At 72.7% G+C, this 21,291-nt stretch carries 20 protein-coding genes; 15 read left to right on the top strand and 5 right to left on the bottom strand.

Going from position 1 to position 21,291, the window contains the following annotated elements:
- Window position 1: 1 nt before the first annotated feature.
- Together GRQ65_RS22080 and GRQ65_RS04465 are read right to left on the bottom strand one after the other, a co-directional pair.
- On the bottom strand, window positions 2–2,929 hold the full coding sequence (locus GRQ65_RS22080; protein ID WP_202387339.1) for an eCIS core domain-containing protein: 2,928 nt from the start codon (window positions 2,927–2,929) through the stop codon (window positions 2–4).
- Complete coding sequence (locus tag GRQ65_RS04465) at window positions 2,922–4,739, bottom strand: AAA family ATPase (RefSeq protein WP_160875532.1); 1,818 nt, start codon at window positions 4,737–4,739, stop codon at window positions 2,922–2,924. The genes GRQ65_RS22080 and GRQ65_RS04465 overlap by 8 nt, the downstream gene beginning before the upstream one ends.
- A gap of 192 nt (window positions 4,740–4,931) precedes the next feature.
- Here GRQ65_RS04465 and GRQ65_RS04470 point away from each other — a divergent pair, with 192 nt between their 5' ends.
- From GRQ65_RS04470 to GRQ65_RS04480, 3 genes are read left to right on the top strand one after another with little or no spacing between them, the layout of a single operon-like run.
- Window positions 4,932–5,519, top strand: a complete 588-nt coding sequence (locus GRQ65_RS04470; protein ID WP_160875533.1) for a Pvc16 family protein — start codon at window positions 4,932–4,934, stop codon at window positions 5,517–5,519.
- Window positions 5,509–6,057 (top strand): septum formation family protein, encoded by a 549-nt coding sequence (locus GRQ65_RS23235; protein WP_337191487.1) that lies wholly within the window; start codon window positions 5,509–5,511, stop codon window positions 6,055–6,057. Before GRQ65_RS04470 ends, GRQ65_RS23235 begins: the two co-directional genes overlap by 11 nt.
- A gap of 55 nt (window positions 6,058–6,112) precedes the next feature.
- Window positions 6,113–6,502: a PAAR-like protein gene (locus GRQ65_RS04480; protein ID WP_202387341.1), complete on the top strand. Its 390-nt coding sequence runs from the start codon at window positions 6,113–6,115 to the stop codon at window positions 6,500–6,502.
- A 15-nt stretch (window positions 6,503–6,517) separates the two neighbouring features.
- Here the strand turns inward: GRQ65_RS04480 and GRQ65_RS04485 are convergent, their stop codons facing one another.
- Window positions 6,518–7,591 carry a helix-turn-helix domain-containing protein gene (locus GRQ65_RS04485; RefSeq protein WP_160875535.1) on the bottom strand — a complete coding sequence of 358 codons (1,074 nt, stop codon included), beginning with the start codon at window positions 7,589–7,591 and terminating at the stop codon, window positions 6,518–6,520.
- 162 nt (window positions 7,592–7,753) lie between these two features.
- Between GRQ65_RS04485 and GRQ65_RS04490 the strand changes: the two genes are divergently transcribed.
- Genes GRQ65_RS04490 through GRQ65_RS04505 form a run of 5 tightly spaced genes read left to right on the top strand, consistent with a single transcriptional unit; the run spans window position 7,754 to window position 11,040 of the window.
- Window positions 7,754–9,325, top strand: a complete 1,572-nt coding sequence (locus GRQ65_RS04490) for a phage tail sheath family protein (RefSeq protein WP_160875536.1) — start codon at window positions 7,754–7,756, stop codon at window positions 9,323–9,325.
- 58 nt (window positions 9,326–9,383) lie between these two features.
- Window positions 9,384–9,851 carry a phage tail protein gene (locus GRQ65_RS04495; RefSeq protein ID WP_160875538.1) on the top strand — a complete coding sequence of 156 codons (468 nt, stop codon included), beginning with the start codon at window positions 9,384–9,386 and terminating at the stop codon, window positions 9,849–9,851.
- Window positions 9,848–10,345 (top strand): hypothetical protein, encoded by a 498-nt coding sequence (locus GRQ65_RS04500; RefSeq protein WP_337191488.1) that lies wholly within the window; start codon window positions 9,848–9,850, stop codon window positions 10,343–10,345. The genes GRQ65_RS04495 and GRQ65_RS04500 overlap by 4 nt, the downstream gene beginning before the upstream one ends.
- A gap of 51 nt (window positions 10,346–10,396) precedes the next feature.
- Entirely contained in the window at window positions 10,397–10,567 is a 171-nt protein-coding gene (locus GRQ65_RS22085) for a DUF6760 family protein (protein ID WP_337191500.1), read from the top strand.
- On the top strand, window positions 10,567–11,040 hold the full coding sequence (locus GRQ65_RS04505) for a phage tail protein (protein WP_160875540.1): 474 nt from the start codon (window positions 10,567–10,569) through the stop codon (window positions 11,038–11,040). The genes GRQ65_RS22085 and GRQ65_RS04505 overlap by 1 nt, the downstream gene beginning before the upstream one ends.
- Window positions 11,041–12,589: 1,549 nt before the next feature.
- Here GRQ65_RS04505 and GRQ65_RS04510 read toward each other — a convergent pair.
- Entirely contained in the window at window positions 12,590–13,783 is a 1,194-nt protein-coding gene (locus tag GRQ65_RS04510; protein ID WP_160875542.1) for a hypothetical protein, read from the bottom strand.
- Window positions 13,784–14,072: 289 nt separating this feature from the next.
- Here GRQ65_RS04510 and GRQ65_RS04515 point away from each other — a divergent pair, with 289 nt between their 5' ends.
- From GRQ65_RS04515 to GRQ65_RS04545, 7 genes are read left to right on the top strand one after another with little or no spacing between them, the layout of a single operon-like run.
- Window positions 14,073–14,339: a hypothetical protein gene (locus tag GRQ65_RS04515; RefSeq protein ID WP_160875544.1), complete on the top strand. Its 267-nt coding sequence runs from the start codon at window positions 14,073–14,075 to the stop codon at window positions 14,337–14,339.
- Entirely contained in the window at window positions 14,339–14,998 is a 660-nt protein-coding gene (locus tag GRQ65_RS04520; RefSeq protein ID WP_160875546.1) for a CIS tube protein, read from the top strand. Before GRQ65_RS04515 ends, GRQ65_RS04520 begins: the two co-directional genes overlap by 1 nt.
- Window positions 14,995–16,809 (top strand): phage baseplate assembly protein V, encoded by a 1,815-nt coding sequence (locus GRQ65_RS23790; protein WP_160875548.1) that lies wholly within the window; start codon window positions 14,995–14,997, stop codon window positions 16,807–16,809. The genes GRQ65_RS04520 and GRQ65_RS23790 overlap by 4 nt, the downstream gene beginning before the upstream one ends.
- The gene (locus GRQ65_RS04530) at window positions 16,809–17,252 is read left to right on the top strand and encodes a GPW/gp25 family protein (protein ID WP_160875550.1); all 444 of its coding nucleotides are present in this window, start codon (window positions 16,809–16,811) and stop codon (window positions 17,250–17,252) included. The genes GRQ65_RS23790 and GRQ65_RS04530 overlap by 1 nt, the downstream gene beginning before the upstream one ends.
- A gap of 10 nt (window positions 17,253–17,262) precedes the next feature.
- Window positions 17,263–19,209 carry a putative baseplate assembly protein gene (locus GRQ65_RS04535; protein ID WP_160875552.1) on the top strand — a complete coding sequence of 649 codons (1,947 nt, stop codon included), beginning with the start codon at window positions 17,263–17,265 and terminating at the stop codon, window positions 19,207–19,209.
- Complete coding sequence (locus GRQ65_RS04540; RefSeq protein WP_337191489.1) at window positions 19,206–19,835, top strand: phage tail protein; 630 nt, start codon at window positions 19,206–19,208, stop codon at window positions 19,833–19,835. The genes GRQ65_RS04535 and GRQ65_RS04540 overlap by 4 nt, the downstream gene beginning before the upstream one ends.
- Before the next feature lie 5 nt (window positions 19,836–19,840).
- A complete protein-coding gene (locus GRQ65_RS04545) occupies window positions 19,841–20,452 on the top strand; it encodes a zinc finger Ran-binding domain-containing protein (protein WP_160875554.1) in 612 nt (203 codons plus the stop codon).
- 27 nt (window positions 20,453–20,479) lie between these two features.
- Here GRQ65_RS04545 and GRQ65_RS04550 read toward each other — a convergent pair whose 3' ends face one another.
- Window positions 20,480–21,289, bottom strand: a complete 810-nt coding sequence (locus GRQ65_RS04550) for a GIY-YIG nuclease family protein (protein WP_337191490.1) — start codon at window positions 21,287–21,289, stop codon at window positions 20,480–20,482.
- Between the last annotated feature and the right edge of the window lie 2 nt (window positions 21,290–21,291).

Here is a 21,291-nt window from a genome sequence, read left to right on the forward strand (position 1 = left end):
GTCAGCCCCGCGCCTGGATGCGGGCCTGGACCTCGAGCTCGAGGAACTTCATCTTCGCGAGCTCCTGAGGGGTCGGGCTGGTGGTGTTGATCTTGGCCAGCACCTGGAACAGCTCGTCGTTGGGGGCGCTGAGGACCTGCTTGACGAACGCCGGGTCGAGCGGGACGGGTCTGCCGATGCGGTCGTCGGGTGAGGTGTCGCGGGCGACCTCCAGCTCGGCGCGTCGCTGACGGTCCTCGGTGGAGCGCGGGAGGTCCTTGGCGGCTGTGCCGCGGTCGGCCATGATCACGCGCGTCTTGGCCAACGACTTCTCGTTCTTCTCCTTGTCGCGCAGGGCGTAGAAGAGCGTCGACTTCGTCCCGCGGTCGTCGCGGCCGCTGGTGTAGGTCTTGTTCTTGGCGTCCACGAGCTGCTTGGCGTCGGCCCAGTTGTCCTTCATGCTCTGGTACTTCGCGCTGATCTTGCCGGGCAGCCCCTTGATCGCGCTGGCGACGGCGCCGGGTGCGCCCTTGATCTTCTCCAGGGTGGACTTCTCCATCCCGACGGGCTCCTTCTCGGAGCCGAGGGCACTGGCGACCGAGTCCTTGGCCGCGGTGACCTTCTGCCCGACCGTCTTCGGGTCGCCGGTGGTGTCGAGGTGGTCGAGCACCTTCTCGCGGATCTCCTCCAGCCACATCGACTTCACCTCCGAGGCGGTGATGCCGTACTCCTCGAGCGTCATGATCGCGTAGGGGAGCTGGTGCTTCTTGGCGGCGACGATGATGACGTCGACCGAGGAGCCGACGTCGAACTTCAGCACGTCGCGAGAGGCGGACTCCTTGTGCTTGACGTTGCGGTCCGTGAGCGCGGTGGAGGCCTTCGACTCCATGACGGTGTCGTAGATCTTGTGCCCGACGGTGTGCAGCAGGTCGACGATCGTCACCGCGGTCTTGGCGGCCGCGGGCACGCCCATGCCGCCCGCGGAGGCGACCTCCCCGATGCTGAGACCGAGGTTGGTGAGGTTCTTGCCGAGCGACCACGCGCTCTTCTCGATCAGCTGGGCGGTGCGGCTGTTGATCCGGTCGTACGACGCGGCGAGGGGCGCCTTGCGCGAGACCAGCGCCTCCTCGACGCTGACCACGCCGATGGCGTGGCGGTCGAGGATGGGCATCAGCTGCAGGGCGCTGTCGATGGCCCCGAGCGCCGCGGTGATGAGCCCGACGATGGGGATGGCGGTCGTCGTCTGGCCGACCACGCTCTGCAGGCCGCCGAAGGCCTTCACCCCGGCCTGGGCCGTCTCCAGGGTCGTCTTGGTGAGCTTCGTGGCGTCGGTCAGGATCGTCACGCCCTGGCGTGCCGCCTGCACGCCCGCGCCCTTGTCGGCGGTGCCCTGGCGGATGTCGCCGATCTGCTGCACGAACTTCAGGACGTCGGAGACCATCGTCAGCAGCTGACCCAGCCCGGCGCCACTGGCCCCGACGACCGAGGCGACGTCGGTGTCGGCCGCCTTCGTGACCATCTTCTGCTTGATCAGGCCCTCGGTGCCGCCCTTGGTGGCCATGCCGAGGCCGTTGACGACGGTGCCGCCCGTGCTGAGTGCACTGCGGGCGCTCTCGAGGTCCTCGTCCTTCCCGAACTCCTCCTCGTCCGCCTTGCGCGCGGCGTCCTTGCGGACGGTCTTGTCCTGACCCGGGCCGACCATCCCGTTGCCGGTCTTGAGGACGGCGTCCTGGCCCTTCTGGGTGCTCTTGTCCGCGAACTCCTTCTTCTGCTCCTCGGACTGCTTCTCCTGCACCCGGGCCTTGCGGCGTTCGAGCTCGCGCTGCTCCTTGAGCTTCTTCTCCGCCTTCTCCGGCGTCATGTGCGCGCCGTAGGACTCCTCGTTGTCGGCCAGCAGCTTGCTCGACTGGCCGACCTTCTCCTCCTTGCCCTGGCGCGACAGCTCGGCGACCTCGTTGAGCGCCTTGTCGAACTGGTCGAAGCGCAGGGGCCGCAGCGCGCGGACCTCGGGTGACGCCGAGGCCCAGACGGCCTCGGCTGCCTCGTCCTGCTTCTCCTCGAGCTCGGCGCCGGTGAGCGTCGCGTTGTCGCGGGCGACGGCGGCTCGTACGGCGCGCTCGAGCTTGAGCCTGTTCTCGAACTGGGCCTGGAGCTGGACGAGGTCCTTGGGCGTGAAGAGCTTGGAGGTCGGGTCGGCCTCGTAGGACAGCTTGATGCTCTTGGTGAGCGCCTTGTGGTCGGCGTTGACCAACTTGGCCTCCTTGCGTGCCGCCTTGTCCTCGGCCTCCATGTCCTTGCGGTTCTGCTTCGCGGTGTCGGCGCGACTGAGCGGACCCTCCTTGGGCGCGGCGTCCTTCTTCTTGAACGGGTTCCAGAGCCGGTGCACGGACCCGCCGCCCTGGACGACGTGACCGAGCTCGTGGGCCAGCACCCGCTGGCCCTTGGCCGACCCCGGGTCGTAGGCACCGGCGCCGAAGAAGACGTCGTTGCCGGTCGTGAACGCCTCGGCGGAGATCTTGCGCGAGATGCGCGCCGCGCGGTCGTCGCGGTGGATGCGCACCTTGCCGAGGTCGCGGCCGAAGGCGCCCTCCATGGCCGAGCGCAGCGGCGCGTCGAGCCGCTCGCCGCCGCCGACCGCCCGCTCGATCTCCGACTGCGTGCCGGCGTCGAGCGCACCGCCCTCGTAGCCGATCGTGGCGTCGGCGGCAGGGGCGTGGCTGCGGCTGATCCCGCACGCCGCCGAGTGCACGTGCTGCTCCTGCTCGGCAGGCCCGGCGAGGCCCACCGGCTCGAGCCCGGCGAGACGGCTCAGTGCCGCGTCGGCCCGGCGGTCGGCGTCGAGCTCGGCGTGGTCGTCGGCCGCGCCGACCTCCATCTGGCGGCGCACGGGCGCGACCTGCTCGTGCTGCTCACGCTGCTCGCGGTCGGATCGGGTGTCGAGGTCAGGCATCGAAGTCCTCTGCTCTCAGGATGCGGCCGAGCTTCTTGTACTCACCCGCGAGTGCGGAGAGCAGGTGGTCCATGTCGAGGGGGCGGCCCTCGTCGGCGGCGCGGAAGGCGCCGGCGACGACCGCGTTGCGGATCAGGCCGCCGGCGATCTCGAAGCGCTCGGCGAGCCGGTCGAGGTCGATGTCGGCCGTGGGGATGTCGCCCGAGGCGAGGTGGTGCGCCCAGATCGCGCGGCGCTCCTCGACCCCGGGCATCGAGAACGGCACGACCTCGTGGATGCGGCGCAGGAACGCCTCGTCGATGTTCTTGGGCAGGTTGGTGGCCAGCACCACCACCCCGTCGTAGCTCTCGAGGCGCTGGAGGAGGTAGGACACCTCGAGGTTCGCGTAGCGGTCGCGGCCGTCCTTGACCTCCGAGCGCTTGCCGAACAGCGAGTCGGCCTCGTCGAAGAACAGCACCGAGCTGCCGGCCGACGCGGCCGCGAACAGCTTCTCGAGGTTCTGCTCGGTCTCGCCGACGTACTTGCTGACGACGGAGGAGAGGTCGACGCGGTACAGGTCGAGACCGAGCGTGTGCGCGACCACCTCCGCCGCCAGCGACTTGCCGGTGCCGGACGGGCCACTGAACAGCGCCACGACCCCGCGGCCGGACGCGGCCGTGACGCCCCACTCGTCGTAGACCCTGCCCGCCTGGCGGAACCGCGCCACGATCGTGCGCAGCTGGTCGGTGCGGGGCTCGCTGAGGATGAGGTCGTCCCAGGTCTTGCGCGGGCGGATCCGTCGTGCGAGCCGGCCGAGCGGGCCTGCGAGCAGTCGGCGCACGGCGAGGTCGAGGTCGCCGCCGACGGCGGGCAACGCCTGGCTGACCTGCTCGAGCTGGTGTGCCGTCAGGCGGTGACGGTGCTCGGCCCCAGGACCGAAGACGCTCTCCCACTCCTGGGGCGAGACCACGTCGTCGCCGGCCCGCACCTCGACGCGCGGGCGTGACGGGAGCTCGCCCAGCGCGAGCTCGTCGAGGCTCGACAGGGCCCACGGCAGGTGGACGGCGCGCTCGATCCAGCGGCGACCCTCGGCGGGCAGCGCCTCATCGACCTCGAGCAGCACACCGCTGCCCGTCACCGTCGCCTCCCGCACCAGCGCCGCCCAGCCGGCCGGGTGGGCCGGCACGGGGCTGACGAGGTAGGCGGAGGCCGCCCGGTGGAGGCCCACCGCGTCGCGGCGGCGGACCGGGTCGGGCCCCGACACCACCACGAAGTCGTCGTCCACCGGCTCCGTGGTGGACGGGGTCTCCATCAGCCACGCCCCCGAGGGCAGGTCCGGGTCGGGGGAGGGGTCGCCCGCGATGGCCCACACGACGCCCGGCGCGAGGGCGATCTCGGTGCTGGCCCAGGGCCCGCGCTGCACGAGCTCGACGAACGCCGCGCGCTGCAGGCTGGAGGCCGGACCCGCAGCCTCCACGCACGCACTCGTGCTGCCGAGCAGACGCGCCGCCGCACCGAGCGTCAGCCGACCGGAGCGCCCGTCGTCGCGCAGCGCGGACACCCGGGCCGTGCGCGCGAGATCGGACTCGCAGGCCACCAGGAGGGCGAGCAGCTCGCGGGCCGCGCCGTTCGCGCCGGCATTGGTGCAGACGGTCGAGAACGCGTCGGCGGAGCCGGTCAGGGCGAGCTCGGCGCGCGCGTGCGCCAGGCGGTGCTCCAGCAGGACGGGATCCGTGTCGGTGTCGAGCGCCCGGGCGAGCGCGGCGTCGGCGAAGCGCAGGAAGGGCGGCTGTGCCGCCTCCTGCGCGGTGTCGCTGACTGTGGTCGTCACGGTGCTGGTGCCATGGCCGCTGGTCGTGGGCCTCTCCGACGGGGGAACGCGACCAGCCTCGCGGAGGAGGCCTGGTGCCGCAATGGCCCGACCGGGCCATGAGGACCCCTCTTCACCCGGCCCGACCGGAGGGAGTGGACCCGTGGGTGGGCGGTGGCGGGCGGGCCGCTCGGCGTGCGAGCATCTCGGCTCGTGTTCATCAGCCACGCCGACACGGCCCTCGAAGCGTGGTTGCGCGCCGCTCTGCCGCTCTCGGAGGAGGTCGGCGACGTCTCCTTCGACGCACCCAACGGTCAGTGGTCGGCCCAGCTGTCCCGGATCACCGTCAGCCTCTTCCTCTACGACGTCTCGCGCAGCACCCGTCCCTCGGCCGCGGCCCAGCTGCGCCGCACCCCGGACGGCACCGTGGAGAGCCGGCGCCGGCCCCTGCCGATGATGACCCTGAGCTACCTCGTGAGCGCCTGGGCCGGCAGTCCTCGCGACGAGCACCAGCTGCTCAGCGACGTGGTCGGGCTGCTGGCGGCGACCGACGCGGTGCCGGCGCAGTTCCTCGCCGACGACGCCGTCTCGGGCATCCAGCTCCAGCTCGGCGACGAGCGGGCGGTCCCGCGCGAGCTGTGGACCGCCGCGGGCGGTCAGCTCAAGGCCTCGACACTGCTGCAGGCCACCGTCGCCGCCGACGCCTTCGACTGGGAGGCCGCCGCGCCGCCCGTCGAGCGCCTGGCCGCGATGGCGCGCCGCATGGACGACGCGACCCGGGGTGGCGCTCGTGCGCGCTGAGCACCCGCACCGCGCGGCCCTGGCGGCAGTGCTCGCGCTGGTCGGCGCCGCCTCGACCGGCTGCGGTCTGTTCGGCGGGGACGACGGCGACGGGCAGGACGTGTCGGTGTTCTCGGTCGACGTGGGCGACTGCTTCGAGGCGCCCTCCGACGTCGAGGCCCAGATCAGCGACCTGCGCCGGGTCCCGTGCGAGCGCCCCCACGACCGCGAGCTCTACGCGCGCGAGGCCTACGTCCCGGCCGGCTCCGCCCCCTCGGGCGCGTCGGGCGACGCCTCGGGCTCACCCTCGGCGGACGCCTCCGCGCCGGTCGACTCCTCCGGCTACCCCGGCGACGATGCGCTCACGGCGTACGCCGAGGCCACCTGCGCCCAGGCCTTCGCCGGCTACGTCGGCGTGGACTACCTCGACTCCTCGCTCTTCTTCACCTACCTCGTGCCCTCCCCGCGCAGCTGGGAGGACGACGACCGCTCCGTGCTCTGCTTCGTCGGTGCCGCCGGCACCCCGCTCGAGGGCTCGGTCAAGGGCACCAAGCGCTGAACCCGATCCACCGTCCGCACCGTCCGCATCCCCGTCCCGAGCCCCAGGAGGCACCGTGCCCGGAACACCCGCCGTCACCGGCGCGATCGCGACCTGCACCTTCGGCATGGCCCCCTCGACGCTGACGTTCCTGCCGACTCCCCGGGTGATGATCGGCGGCATGCCCGTCGGCACCATCACCGACGCCGTCCCGATGCTGAACGTCGTGCCGTTCGGCATGTGCCAGTCGCTGGCCAACCCGACCGTGGCCGCGGCCACCGCGGCGGCCTTCGGCGTGCTGACGCCGATGCCGTGCATCCCGGTGACCCAGGCGTGGACCCCGTCGGCTCCGCGGACGCTGATCGGCGGCAAGCCCGTCCTCGCCGCGGGCTCGACGTGCATCTGCTCCTTCGGCGGCGTCATCACCATGACGTCGACCGGCACGGTCACGACGACCGTCGGCTAGACCGCGCGCTGAGCCTCACCCCGCGTCGCGCTCCGCCGTCCGCCGCAGGGGTACGACGGGACGGCCGCTCTCGCGCAGCGAGGTGACCCAGGACAGCGTGGCGCCGGCGGGGACCTCCTCGCGCAGCGCCGCGGTCAGCCGGGGCTCGACCGGGCTCCCGAGCGCCGTCGTCGCCGCCCCTGGACGCCGCTCGCCGAGCAGCAGGCAGGCCGCGACCAGGCCCGGCCACACGGCCGGGTCCGTGACGGCGTGACCCGGCACCTCGTGGGCGGCGAGCCAGTCGGCCACCTCCGGCGCCGCGAGCGAGCGAGGGTCCTGGGCGACCAGGTGGAGCCGGGCGTCCGAGAGCAGCCCGCTGCGCCCCCGCTGGGCGGCAGCGAGGGTGTCCGCCGGGGTCTCCGGTCGCGCCGCGAGCCGTGCCAGTGCGGTGGCCAGGTCGGAGCCACCCGGCGTCTGCACGGTCGTCAGCACCGTCGTGCGAGGCCCGTGCGCACCGGATCCGCCGAGCGGTGCGGCGTGCACGGTGGTGACGACCCCGTGGCCCGCGAGGCGATCGGCCACCGGGCCGTCGACGGCGACGACGGCCAACCGGTGCCGACGGTCGGCGTGCACCGCCACGAGCCGTCCGCCGCGGGCGAGGAGACCCGGGTCGGTGTCGAAGCGGAACCCGCCACCCTGGTCAGGGCGCACGCCGTAGCGCTGCCAGGCCCGGCTGACGCTCGAGCGACCGATGCCGAGGTGCTCGGCGAGCGAGCGGGCGGTCCAGTGCGGGGCCGCGCCCCGGCCGAGCGGACGCCGCAGCGTCGCCCGGACGACGTCGTGCGCCTCGACCGTCGTCGGGCGGCCCGTCCGTGGGCGGGCGTCGAGACCGCTCAGGCCCGACTCGGTCCACCGGGTGCACCAGGTGTGGACCGTCGCGCGGGAGACCCCGAGGTCGTCGGCGATGCCCGAGCGGGAGGCACCGGTGGCGGCGAGCAGCACGATCCGGGCCCGCAGGGCGAGGGCCGTGTCGTCGCCCCGGTCGAGCCGGTCCAGACCTCGTCGCTCGCGCCGCCCGAGGACCACGGCGGGGGCCGGACGGTTCGCCATGCGGAGATCGTCAGGTCCGGTGGAGGCCAACGTCAAGCGACATCTGGGACGCCGGGTAGTCACAACTGATCATTCTCGGCCTGGGCCCTTCCCAGGACCCGCGCGAGAGGTGAGGGTTCATCACGCTCGTCCACCATCCCTTCGCAAGAACGGTGCCACCGCATGCCCACCTACACCGCTCCGGGCGTCTACGTCGAAGAGGTCGTCTCCTCCCAGAAGGTCCTCTCCGCAGCGCCCACCGCTGTCGCCGCGTTCGTGGGCTTCACCGCCACCGCGCCGACCGACGACCCCAACGACCCGCAGGGCCTCGCCCCGCGCCTGGTCACCAGCTGGAGCCAGTTCGAGGCCCTCTACGGCAGCTTCGCGCCCGGCTGCATGCTCCCGCTCTCGGTCTACGGCTACTTCGCCAACGGCGGCAGCCTGGCCTACATCTGCCGCGTGCCCAACACCGAGCCGGCCGGCGAGCCCGCCCGCCTCGCGCTGCCCGCCTCCGACCGTGCGCTGGGCCTGCCCGTCAAGGTCGAGAGCGTCGAGCCCGACGCCGACATCGCGGTCGTCGTGACCACCGATGACGCCGGCGACGACGACTCCGACGGCCCCGCGACGTTCACGATGACGATCCTCGAGGGCGGCGAGCCCGTCGAGGAGTTCTCCGGTCTCGACCTCAGCGGCGGCGCCAACGGCGTGGCCACCAAGGTCAACAAGACCTCGACCAAGGTCAAGGTCGAGGTCGTCATCGAGGAGAAGGCCGACCTCGCGAGCCAGCTCGAGCTGATCAAGCCCGGCACCTACGAGCTCGAGAAGTCCGCGCCGACCCCGGTCGCCGTCAACGGTCGCAAGTTCGCCGGCTCCGAGTCGGCCCGCAGCGGCATCAACGGCCTCGCGATCGCCGAGGACGTCACGATGGTGATCGTCCCCGACCTCGTCACCGCGGCGACTGCCGAGGACGGCACCGTCGACCTCGGACTCTGGAAGGCCGTGCAGACCGCCCTGATCTCGCACTGCGAGCAGAACGGCAACCGGATGGCCGTCCTCGACGCCCCTCCCGGCATGAACCCCCAGCAAGTCAAGGAGTGGCGCTCCGAGATCGCGATGTACGACACGGCGTACGCCGCGATGTACTACCCCTGGGTCAAGGTCGAGAACCCCATCGGCGAGGGCGGTGACAGCGAGGTGCTCATCCCGCCGTCGGGTCACATCGCCGGCGTCTGGGCCCGCACCGACGACACCCGCGGCGTGTGGAAGGCCCCGGCCAACGACACCATGCGCGGCGTGCTCGACATCGAGCGCAACGTCACCCAGAACGAGCAGTCGCTGCTCAACCCGATCGGCATCAACTGCATCCGCCCGTTCGGCACGCGCGGCATCCGCATCTGGGGTGCGCGCACCCTCGCCTCGGACACCGACTGGAACTACATCAACGTCCGCCGGCTCTTCAACATGGTCGAGGCGACCATCCTCGAGGGCACCCAGTGGGCGGTCTTCGAGCCCAACGACATGTCGCTGTGGGAGGGTGTCAACCGCACCGTCACCGGCTTCCTGCGCGGCCTCTGGTCGGCCGGTGCGCTCTCCGGCGCCTCGGCGGACCAGGCCTTCTACGTCAAGTGCGACGAGGAGACCAACCCGCCGGAGTCGGTGGACGCCGGCCTGCTCGTGGTCGAGGTCGGCATCGCGCCGGTCAAGCCCGCGGAGTTCGTCGTGTTCCGCATCAGCCAGAAGAAGCAGACGGCCTGACGGCCGGCGCAGCCCACCTCACGCAGCCGACACAGAACTTCACCCAGGAGCAGGCACAGTGCCCAACGAACTGATCAACAACAGCGCGATGGTCGCGCAGAACTTCTTCCTCGAGGTCGACGGCGACGTGCTCACCGCACTCACCGGCGTCTCGGGGCTCGACGTCGAGGTCCAGGTCACGACCTACCAGCAGGCCACCAAGGGCGGCAAGATGGTGATCGGCAAGACGCTGGCCAACCAGACGTCCGCGCCCGACATCACCCTCACCCGGATCGCGCCCAACGACGCCAAGAGCGACAAGATCTGGAGCTGGTTCAACGACGTGCGCGACAAGGGCATCATCGCCACCTCGCGCAAGAACGGCGCGGTCGTGATCTACGACGCCGCCAACACCGAGGTCGCCCGGTTCAGCTTCTTCAACGCCTGGCCGTCGAAGATCTCGACCGACTCGCTCTCGGCGGACTCCAACGACGCGGTCAAGGAGAACATCACCCTGGCCTGCGAGAGGCTCGAACGCGTCAAGTGAGCGGTCTGCGCACCTCCTACGACTTCACCCTCCCGCGGGGCTACGTCGACCACCACGGCCGGTTGCACACGACCGGCACGATGCGGCTGGCGACGGCGCGTGACGAGCTCGACCCGTTGCGCGACCCGCGGATCGAGGGGCCCGACGACCCGCGTCTCACCATCCTGGTGCTGACGCGGGTGATCACGCGGCTCGGTGACCTGGAGATGGTCACCAGCCACGAGATCGAGGGGCTCTTCGCCGTCGACCTGGCCTTCCTGCAGGACTTCTACGGGGTGATCAACTTCGGTTCGCCGGAGGAGTACGAGGCGCTCGTCTCGGCTCAGCAGTCCACCGCGCTCGTCGGGGTCGAGGCCTCGACCCCCGAGCCGGTGGCTGCTGAGCCGGAGCCGGCCTCCCCGGGCTCCGGCCCGGAGGAGGCCGACGGTGAACCGGCCCCCTCGCGGCCCAGCTTCCGCGCGGGTGTCGAGGAGATGCCCCGGCGAGTGCCGTGACCTGGGCCGTGAGACCCAGTGCTCGGCGCCGGTCGAGGTGAGACGATCGTGATGCGCTACCCCGCGGACGCGCTGTGGCAGGAGATCGCCTTCCTCGCCTACCACCTGCACTGGTCGTTCGACGACCTGCTCGACCTCGAGCACATGGACCGGGTGCGGATGGTGCGAGCGGTGGTCTCGCTCAACGAGAGGGCCTGGCAGGCCGTGCGAGAGGTGGTCTGATGGTCGACAGCGCGACACCGCTGGGCGGCGACCTCCCGAGCGCGGCGCGATTCCTCTTCGAGCTCGACGGCGTCGAGGTCGGTGTCTTCCGCGAGGTGCGAGGACTCCACGTCTCCATCTCCGTGGCCGAGATCGCCGAGGGCGGTCAGAACGGCTTCTCGCACCGCGTCCCCGGTCGGATGAGCTGGCCCAACGTCGTCTTCCGGCGCGGGGTCACCGACGGCAACGCGCTCTTCGACTGGTTCAACCGGTCCTCGGGCGAGGCCTTCGCCGCCAACCAGAACAAGCTGGCCCGCTCGACCGGCGCGATCACCGCCGTCGACGCCACCGGCGCCCGCACCCGGGCGTGGGAGCTGATCGACGTCTTCCCGGTGCGGTGGCAGGGCCCCGACTTCAGCGTCGACAGCTCCTCCACGCTCGAGGAGGAGCTCGAGATCACCCACCACGGGTTCCGCGCCAAGACGCTGAGCTGACCTCCACCGACCGCCACGACGACCCAGGGACCATGACCACCTCGCAGCCCGACGACGCGACCTGGCTGGGCCGCGCCGTCGTGCGGCGGCTGAGGCTCCCCGGGCCGCCCCTGTCGCGACCGCTGCCGAGCCGCATCGGCTCCCTGGCCTCGAGCGTGCAGCGCTTCGCGGCCTCGACCTCGCGTCCGGTCGACATCCGCCGGGCCCTGCGCGGCCCCGAGCCGAGCGGCGCCGGATCGCAGGTGCGCCCGCCGCGGTGGTGGGTGCCCGCACCTGCGGACGAGGCGGGCGATCCTGGTGGTTCGTCGACCGCGGTGCCCCGTCCGGCCGCGGCCCTCCCGGCCGCCTCGACGCCTGCCGTGCCGTCGGCTCCGCCCGGCGCTGCCCCGAGTCGCCCCGCGGCCGCTCCCTCCACCCCGGCTCCTGCGTCCGGCCCTGCTGATGGCGCGCCGGTCGCCGGAGCGGTCGTGCACCGGTCGCTCGCCGCTGGCGCCTCCGACACCGGCCGCACCTCCGACGTCACTCCGGCCACGACCGCGGGCGGCCCGTCGACCCAGGCGTCGACTCAGGCGTCGACCCCGGCGTCGGGCACCGGCTCGGCGTGGCTCGCGCCGGCTCGTCGTACGACCGCGGGGCAGCTGCCCTCCCGCGGCCTGCCCCGCGCCGCCCGGTCGGTGCCGCAGGAGGAGACCTACAGTCCCGGCGCGATCGTCGGCTCGCTCGTCTCGCAGACGGTGCCCGTGCGCCGCTTCGACGAGGTCACCGCGGCCGGCCCGATGCTCACGGCCGCCGATCGGACCCGTCTGAGCGCGGGGGTGGCACGCCGTACGGCGGCCGCACGTGCCGCCGCGGCGCCTGTGGCCTCACCTGCGCCGACACCTGCGCCGTCACCTGCGTCTCCCGCATCCACCTCGTTGGTGTCAGGACCCGCGTCGACGGTCCGGCGTTCGGTTGCGTCCGAGACGCCCACGTCCCTGCCGGCCTCGCCGTCCCCCCAGTCCTCGTCATCGTCGGCTCCCTCGGCGTCGCCAGCGACCTCGCCTGGACCGGGGACCTCCCACCCGTCGTCGGAGCAGCCGGCCGGTGGCGCGACCGGTGCGGTCCCGGCGCCGTCCGGTCCGACCCTCGCCGGATCCGCTGGCGACACCGGCGCGTCCGGCGGGTCCGGCGGGTCCGGGTCGTCAGGGTCGGCCACCTCGCCGCCGCAGGCTCGCTGGCAGCCCGTCGCCGGACGGGACCGGTTCGCAGCGGCCGTCCAGCGCAGCCCCGGCGCGACGACGGTGCGACGCAGCGCTCTGGGTGGCGCGCGCGGTGCCGGGGTGACGTCCTCGACCTCCTCGACCTCGTCCGGCCGCTCGATCGCGCTGTCCACCCACCAGCGTCTGTCCGCGGGCGCCGCTCCGGTCGCGCTCCTCGGCGCGATGGAGACGCCGACCGGCGCGGGCCGCACGCCCCTCGCCAGCGCCGTGCGCGACATTGAGACGGTCCGGGCGGCCACGACCGCACTGCTGCATCGTGAGCCGGCGCCCACGGCGCCGGTCGTGCGTCGTCAGATGTGGGCCGGTTCCAGCATGGTGATGCGGCAGGCCGCCGCCGAGCGGGCCGCCCAGCAGGTCGCGCAGCGGCCGACCGCCCCCGTGCCGACCACCCGGTCTGCATCTGTCCCTGCACCTGCCCCGGGGCCGACCGACGTCGGCCGGCGCCGGGCGGACTCCTCCGACCCCGCCACGTCCGCTGGCCCGTCGGCGCCCGCCGACTCCACCTCGGCCTCGGCCCCGGCGGTGCCGGTGCCCACCTCGTCCAGCACGTCCCCCTCCAGCAGCGGAGGCGTCGGCCCGACCGGCGCCGCTGGCCCGGCGCTCGGCCGGCACCGTGCGACCACCGACGGTGTGTCGAGCGCTTCCCCTGCCACCGCTGCGGCCGCCACGACCGGTGCCTCGACGACCACCTCGGCCACGGCGACCACGTCGGCTCCGGTCGTCGGCCAGACGGTCTGGGGCGGCACCCCGGTCGGAGCGACCGTGCGGCGCTCCCCGGTGTTCCGCCGTCGCGCCGACGCCACGTCGCAGGGTATAGCGGAGGCCGCGATGCCGGAGCTGCTGACCGCGGTCCGAGGCAGCGGACACGGACGTCGCCCGGGGCGCGCCCTGGCCACCGGGTTCAGCGAGCCCGCCACCATTCGGCCGTCCTCCGGGGCGAGCACCGCAGCGGTCCCCGCTGCGTCCGGTCCCGTGCCCGTGGTCGCTCGCCGCTCGAGCAACCCCGGCACCCCGAGCCGTCCCGACAGCGCGGCGCAGAACAGCGCTGCAGCGGGCCCCTCTGCGGGTGGTCGCGTGGCGGGCACCCCGGGCAGCCCGGGCAGCCCGGGCACCCCGGCCACGTCCTCCTCGGACCCGTCGAGCCGCCCGGCCCGCGGGACCGCCGGCGCGACCGCCCCCGCCCCCGAGCCCTCCTCGGTGCGCCGGAGCCCGGCGACGCCCAGCGCTCGAGAGCAGGTCGCCCGCCAGGGTGGCTCGCCGAGCCCCGCCGTGCTCGCGCCCCGCTCGACCGGCCCGGGGCCATCCGCGTCGGGCACCGAGCCCGCGCAGGACGCGAGCCCGATCCGCCGGTGGTGGCAGCGGCGCCCGTCGTCGTCCACCGGTTCGTCCGCGAGCTCGGTGACCGGTCCGTCCGCCGGCCCGTCGGCGGCGCCGACGTCGCCGCGCGGCTCGGCGGTCGAGGCCACGCCGTCGAGGTCGCTCACCGTGGCCCCGCCCCGCGCCGGTGCCACCCGTGGTCGACCCAGTGGCCGACCCGGCGCCCGTCCGGGTGGCTCGGCCGCCGGCGGACCGCCGGTGCCCGACGTCGCCCGGCGCACGGCCGCCACGACACCCGTCCGGCCCGGATCGACCACCCCGGCCGCAGGCTCGTCCGGCCCCGGCCCCCAGACTTCCTCCAGCGGACCGGCTGGCGGCTCGTCACTGCTCGAGCAGACGGCCCACCTGTTCCGCGCCATGTCCAGCGGCACCACTGCGTCCTCCGGGAGCCCCGCCATGACCCAGTCCTCCCCTCCGGGTGGCGGTGCGCCCGTGGTGCGTCGCTTCACCGACTTCTCCACGCCCGCTCCGCCGTACGCCGTGCCGGGCCGGTCGGGCGGCGGCCCGGACGGCCCCGAGGGCGGGTCCGACGCCGCGGGGATGCGGGGCGCCGGAGTTCCGGGGACCATCGACGAGTTCGTCGACGCGGTCGTGGCCAAGATCGAGCAGCGGGTCATCGACGAGCTCGAGCGGCGGGGTCGCTCACCGTGGACGGGGTTCTGATGGCCGAGCTGGAGAAGGCGTTCCTCGAGATCGAGGGCGGTGCCCGGGTGCCGTGCCTCTACAACCCGGAGACGGTCTCGTTCGGTCGCAGCAACAGCTGGACCTCCAACCCGATGCCGGGGCGCGGGGTGTCCCGGTTGCAGTACACCGGCGCCGCGTCGGGCTGGATGCGCCTCGACCTCGCCTTCGACACCACGGCGACGGGCACGTCGGTGACGGCGTACACCGACAAGGTGCTCGCGCTGATGGACGTCGACGAGTCCCTCCCCGGGTTCGACGCCACCACCAGCAACGCCCGACCGCCGACGGTCACCTTCCACTGGGGCGATCTGCACTCCTTCACCGCCGTCGTGCAGGACGTACGCCTCTCCTTCACCTACTTCTCCTCCGGGGGGCGTCCACTGCGGGCCGACGCGCAGGTGGACCTGCTGCAGTTCGAGCCCGGGGGCTCCTACGGGCCGCAGAACCCCACCTCCGGCACCCCGAAGCCGCACCGGGTCCATCGCGTGCAGCCCGGCGAGACACTGGACCGCATCAGCGCGCGCTACTACGGCGACTCCACGAAGTGGCGGCTGCTCGCGAGTGCCAACGGCATCGAGGACCCCCTCGCCGTCCGTGCCGGCGCACTGCTCAGCGTCCCCCGGCTGGAGGGCACGTGAGCCAGCCGGCCTCCGCGGAGCCGGGCGACGGCTACGCGCTCGTCCTGACCGTCGACGGGTCTGCGTTGTCCGCGCGCGTGCTCGAGCAGGTCGTGACCATTCGGGTCGACCGCGCCCTCGGCATCGTCGGGCGTGCCACCGTGAAGCTCTGGGACGACGAGTTCTCGCTGTCGTCCTCCCAGACGTTCTCCCTCGGCAAGCAGGTGGAGGTCGCGACGTACGGCGCGGGCTCCGAGAAGCTGTTCAGCGGCACGATCACCTCGGTGGGGATGGAGGTGTCGGCGCGGGGTCGTGAGCTCGTGGTCGTCGCGGACGACCCGGGGACCGCCCTGATGCGACCCATGAAGACGAAGGGGGCCGACAAGGTGAAGCCGTCGGACCTCGTCCAGGAGATCGCCAAGGACGCCGGCCTGTCGGTGGACATCGAGGCGGACTGCGTCGGGGGAGCCCAGCCCTACCTGCTCAAGGTCGGCTCGGGTCTCGCCTACCTCGAGACGCTCTGTGCGCGCACCGGTGCCGTCTGGTGGTTCGAGGGCGAGAAGCTGATGGTCCGCGGCCCCGAGCAGCCGATCCGGACCACCTCGCTCACCTTCGAGAAGGAGCTGGTCTCCTTCAACGTCAAGGCCACCGCGGCCGCCCAGAGCGGCTACGAGGTCCGGGGGTGGGACGTCGCGCAGAAGGCGACGGTCGTCGGCAGGGCCGAGGTGCGCCGCGCCGGGATGGAGGAGGAGTCGCACTTCGTCGGCGGGGCGGCCGGCCGCCCCGGTGACCGGAGCACGTCCGGCCGTAGCGTGCTGGTGCGCGATGCTGCTCCGCTGACGCAGACAGAGGCCGAGAAGATCGCCAAGGTGCGCGCCGCCGAGCTCGCGCGGTCCGCCGTGGTCGTGCGGGGGACGTGCCTGGGGGTCGCCAAGCTGGGCCCGAACGTCGATGTGAAGATCGCCAACGTCGGACCGGGGAGCGGGACCTACCGCGTCACCCACGTCGAGCACGTCTACAGCGCCAGTGGCCTCGTCACGCACTTCACCGCCGGGCCGCTGCGCCGGGCCGGGCTGGTCGACACGCTCGGGCCGCGCCCTGACGACGCCGGCATGCGGGTCGACCACGTCCTGGTCGCTCTGGTGACCAACAACAAGGACCCCGACAACATGGGTCGGGTCCGGGTGAAGATCCCGGACCTGAGCGACGAGGTGGAGTCCCAGTGGGCCCGTGTCGCGATGGTCGGTGCCGGCGGCACGGAGTCGAAAGGTCGGGGCGTGTTCTTCCTGCCCGAGGTCAACGACGAGGTGCTCGTGACCTTCGAGGCCGGCGACACCCGGCGCCCGATCGTCCTCGGCGGTCTGTACGGCGGCAAGGCCTCCTCGCCGCTGACCGCGAGCCAGGCGGTCGCGAACGGTGACGTCAGCAAGCGGCAGATCGTGTCGCGGCTCGGTCACACGATCGAGCTGGCGGACGGCACCCAGCCGGCGGAGAAGCACGTGCAGCTCAAGACGGCGGACGGTCAGCTGCTCCGGGTGGGGTCGGACAAGGTCACCATCGACTCCGCAGGCAAGCCGATCGAGATCCTGGGGGCCAGCGGCTCGTCGATCAAGGTCGACGCCAGCGGCGCGGTCACGATCGAGGGCAGCAAGATCGTGCTGAAGTCCGCCTCCGGGCCCGTGCAGGTCGAGGGGGTCCAGGTCAACGTCAAGGGCAGCGGTCCGGTCACCGTCGAGAGCCAGTCGCAGATGACGGTCAAGGGCGGCGCGGCGACGAGTGTCTCGAGCAGCGGCATCCTGGAGGTCAAGGGGACGATGGTGAAGATCAACTGATGTCCGAGCTCTCCTTGCCCGGTCGCGGCGACCTCGGTCAGCCCGACACCTCGTTCGTCGGCCGCGGTTTCCGTTGGCCGCTCGGCGTCGACCACACCGGCTCCATCGGGCTGACCAGCGGGGTGCCCGACATCGACCGCTCCATCCAGCTGGTGCTGATGACGGCGCCGGGGGAGCGCCTCATGCGCCCGAAGTTCGGCTGCCGGATCTGGGAGCTCCTCTTCGAGCCCGTCACCGGCAACCTGCTGGGGCTGATGGCGCAGGCCGTGCGTCAGGCCCTCGAGCAGTGGGAGCCCCGGATCACGGTCGAGGAGGTCGATCCGCAGCCGGACCCGGACAACCCGTCGCTGGTCCACATCGCGATCGGCTACCGCGTGCGCGCCACCAACGACCGCCGCAACCTCGTCTACCCGTTCTACGTCATCCCGCACGACGCCGAGTGAGAGTCCTCTGATGCCCCTTCCCTCACCCCGTCTCGACGACCGCACGTTCCAGGACATCGTCGACGAGGCCAAGCGGCTGATTCCGCGCTACTGCCCCGAGTGGACCAACCACAACGTCTCCGACCCCGGTGTCGCCCTCATCGAGCTCTTCGCCTGGATGAGCGAGATGGTGCTCTACCGGGTCAACCAGGTGCCCGAACGGCTCTACACCCACTTCCTCAACATGGTGGGGATCGAGCCGTTCGCGCCGTCGGTCGCGCGCACCGACGTGACGTTCTGGCTCACCACAGTGCTCGAGGACGACGTCCTCATCCGAGCCGGCACCGAGGTCACCACGGTCGCGACCGCCGCCGGCGGTGCTCCGGTCGTCTTCACGACGACGTCGGACCTGGTCGTCTCGCCGCCGGTGCTGGAGGCCGCGATGACCGCGACGGCCGCCGGCCAGGTGCGCGACGTGTGGCAGGACCTCCGCTTCGACCCGTCCGGGGTGGCGTGCTTCCCGTCGCCCGACCTGACTCCGGGCGACGCACTCCTGCTCGGCTTCGCCGAGTCGCTCGCCGGCGTGGCGCTGCGGCTCACCGTCGAGGCCCAGGCGGAGGGCATCGGGGTCGACCCGCGCCGTCCGCCGCTCGCCTGGGAGGTGTGGAACGGCGAGGGGTGGATCCCCGTCGCGGTCCACGCCGACACCACGGGCGGTCTCAACCGCGCCGGTGAGATCACGCTGATGGTGCCGGTCGAGCACGCGCCGGCGACCGTGGGCAACCGGTCGGCGTACTGGTTGCGGGTCCGGCTGCTCCGACCCGTCGACGGTCAGCCGACCTACAAGGCATCGCCCAAGGTGCGCTCGGTCGAGGCCGCGGCGCTCGGAGGCACCGTCGCCGCTGAGCACGCCGAGCTGGCGCCCCCCGAGCAGATCGGCCGCAGCGACGGTCAGCCCGCGCAGACCTACGCCGTGAGCCGCGCCCCGGTGCTGCCGCGTCGTGAGGGCGAGCACGTCGAGGTCGTGGACGACGACGACGTGCAGCGCTGGACGGAGGTCGCAGACTTCTCCGGCTCGGGACCGCGCGACCGTCACTACGTCTGGGACAGCGGCAGCGGGGTCGTCCGCTTCGGTCCCCGCGTGCGCTACCCGGACGGCACGACCCGGCAGCACGGCGCGATCCCGCGCGACGGCTCGCGGATCCGCGTGAGCGGCTACCGCCACGGTGGCGGCGCCCACGGCAACGTCGGTGCGCGCACGCTGAGCCTGCTGCGCTCGACGGTTCCGTTCGTCGAGGGCGTCGTCAACCTCGAGCCCGCTCGTGGCGGGGTCGACGCGGAGACCGTCGCCGAGGCGAAGGTCCGAGGCCCCCTGACGCTGCGCACCGGGCAGCGTGCCGTCACCGCCGGCGACTTCGAGCGCCTCACCCTCGAGGCCTCGCCCGAGGTCGCGCGCGCCCGGTGCCAGTCCGCGGGGCGCGGCAACGGCGCGGTCCAGCTGCTCGTCGTACCCCAGGTGCGGGGCGACGTCGCCGGCCACCGGCTCGACGACTACGCCATCGGCTCGGGCCTGATGGAGCGGATCTCGACCCACCTCGACGCCCACCGAGTCGTCGGCACCGCCGTCGAGGTCTCGACGCCGTACTACCAGGGCATCTCGGTCGTCGCCCTCGTCCACGCCGCTCCGGGCCGACCTGTGGCGCTCGTGCGGCAGCGGGCGGTCGACGCGCTCAACCGGTTCGTCAACCCGCTCGTCGGCGGCGTCGACGGCACCGGCTGGCCCTTCGACGCCGACCTCAACGTCGCCGTCGTCACGCAGGTCCTGGAGTCCGTCGAGGGCCTGGATCGCGTCGAGGAGGCGCTGCTGTTCGAGTACGACCTGCGCACCGGGCGCCGTCTCGGTGCGGCCAAGGACGTGATCCGCCTCGACCGGCAGTCGCTGTTCCTGTCCGCCGGCCACCAGGTCGTGGTGCGGTGAGCATCGTCTCGCAGGCCCCGGGTCCGGCCCGGGGCGACCTGCGCCCACGACGCGACCCGAACTGGATGCTGCACCAGCTGCCGGTGCAGATGGCCTCCGACGACTTCTTCGCGCGCTTCGTCTCGATCTTCCAGGAGCTCGGCACCGCGCTGCTCGAGGACGCCGACAACGTCGACCACGTCGCCGACGTGACCGTCACCCCCACCGACAACCTCGCCTGGCTCGGCTCGTGGATCGGGGTCGACGACATCGACCCGTCGATGCCGGAGGCACTGCGCCGACGCATCGTCGCGACGGCGTCCGCGACGCTCACGCGCCGCGGCACGGTCCAGGGGCTGCAGACCTACCTCGAGCTGCTGTCCGGCGGGGCCGCGCTCGTCGAGGACGGCGGGGGAGTGTGGCGGGCGGACGACGCCCCGGCCGACACGGCGTGGGTCCGCATGCACGTGCGCACGACCGGCATGCTCGATCCCGGTGCGTTCGTCGACGCCGTCCGCGACGAGGTCCCGGCCCACGTGCGGGCCGAGCTCTACGTCGGTGACGCCCTGATCTGGACGACGGAGCGCGACGCACGAGACGATGGGGTGCCGCGCAGCGCGGCACGAGACGAGGCGGCGAGGACGTGAGCACGGTGTCGACAGGGCCTGGCCCGCTTTCCGGTGGCTGGGACGACCAGTCGGGCGACGCCCGCGGCGGACGGCACGCCGCCTCCGGGGACGCCGTCCACGACGAGGTCACCTTCGACCCGGAGCCGACCCAGGCCCAGCCGATCGCGGTGCAGCCGGCCGCTGTGGAAGCGGCCCACCACGGCAGCACCGACGAGGTCGTGACCTGTCCTGAGTGCGGCACCCGTTCGCAGGTCGCGCTCAACCGGCGCCGCTCGCAGGACTTCTGCCCGCGCTGCGACTACCCGCTGTTCTGGACGCCCTCGACGATCCTCACCGACGGCGACGCCGCCGACCAGGCGAGCCTGCGCCGCCTCCCCGGCACCGCCGGTCGCGTCACCGTCGCCTCCCGCACGTGCCCGCACTGCAGCGAGTCCAACCAGCTCACCGCGCTCACGTGCGTGCGCTGCGGCGGGCTGATGGACCCGCCCGCCCCCGAGCCGGTCTTCGTCGCGCCCACCCCCGCCCCGGTCGTCGAGCCGGAGCCCGAGCCGCGTCGTACGCCGTGGTGGATGTGGATCGGGGGCGTCCTCACGCTGCTCGTGCTGATCGCGCTGATCGTCTACCTGGTCGGCTGAGTCCGGGCCTGCCGATCGGGGGATGAGTCAGCCGCCGTTCATCCCGTGCCGCACGGAGTCCAGCGCTCTCTTGTAGTGCACCTCCGCGGCGTTGATCACCGACTCCGGCGTCGACGGGTCGAACACCCGCAGTACGGAGAACCGGAACGACGACGGGTCGCGTCGGCGGAGGTCGACATTGCCTCCGTGCCCGTTGGTCGCGTACGCCGTCCACCGTTGGTAGATGTTCTCCGCGCCGTCCGCCTTGCCGACGTAGTGCCGGCCGTCGCGGGTGTCGGTGATGAGGTAGATCCCCTGGACGGAGGCGAGCGTGGTGCGCCAGGCTGCGTACCGCTGTTCGCGGACCACCGCCTGGAGCTCGGCGTGGCTCAGCACGAGCCGGTCGAACCCGGGAAACCGCGCCGGTTCGGCGTCGGCGATCTCGAGCACCCGGTACGCCCCGGCGGTGGTCGCGTTGACACGCCAGGTGCGCGGTGAGCGCCACTCGATGACCAAGCGGTTGCGAAGGTCGGCCATCTCCTCGGCGACCTCCAGGTGAAAGGCGCGGCTGGTCTCGTCGCGACTCGTCTCCCCGCAGTTGACCAGCACCTGCCACAGCCGCGCCCGGTCGCCGCCCTCGGGAAGGAACACCACCCACACCCGGGGAGGACTGGCGGGGAAGGTGCGCGTCTGGAGCGATTGGTTGCTCGTGTAGGCCAAGACGTCCTCGTCAGAGCTGGCGGCACTGATCCCGTGCGTCCCGTCGTCGTGCACCGGCACGTATGCGTGCCGGATCACCAGGGTCTCGGCCGGGTCGACACCTGCGCCGGCCATGACGTCCGCGAACGTCAACGGCACGT

This window comes from Nocardioides flavescens (genome assembly GCF_009823805.1).
GTDB lineage: Bacteria > Actinomycetota > Actinomycetes > Propionibacteriales > Nocardioidaceae > Nocardioides > Nocardioides flavescens.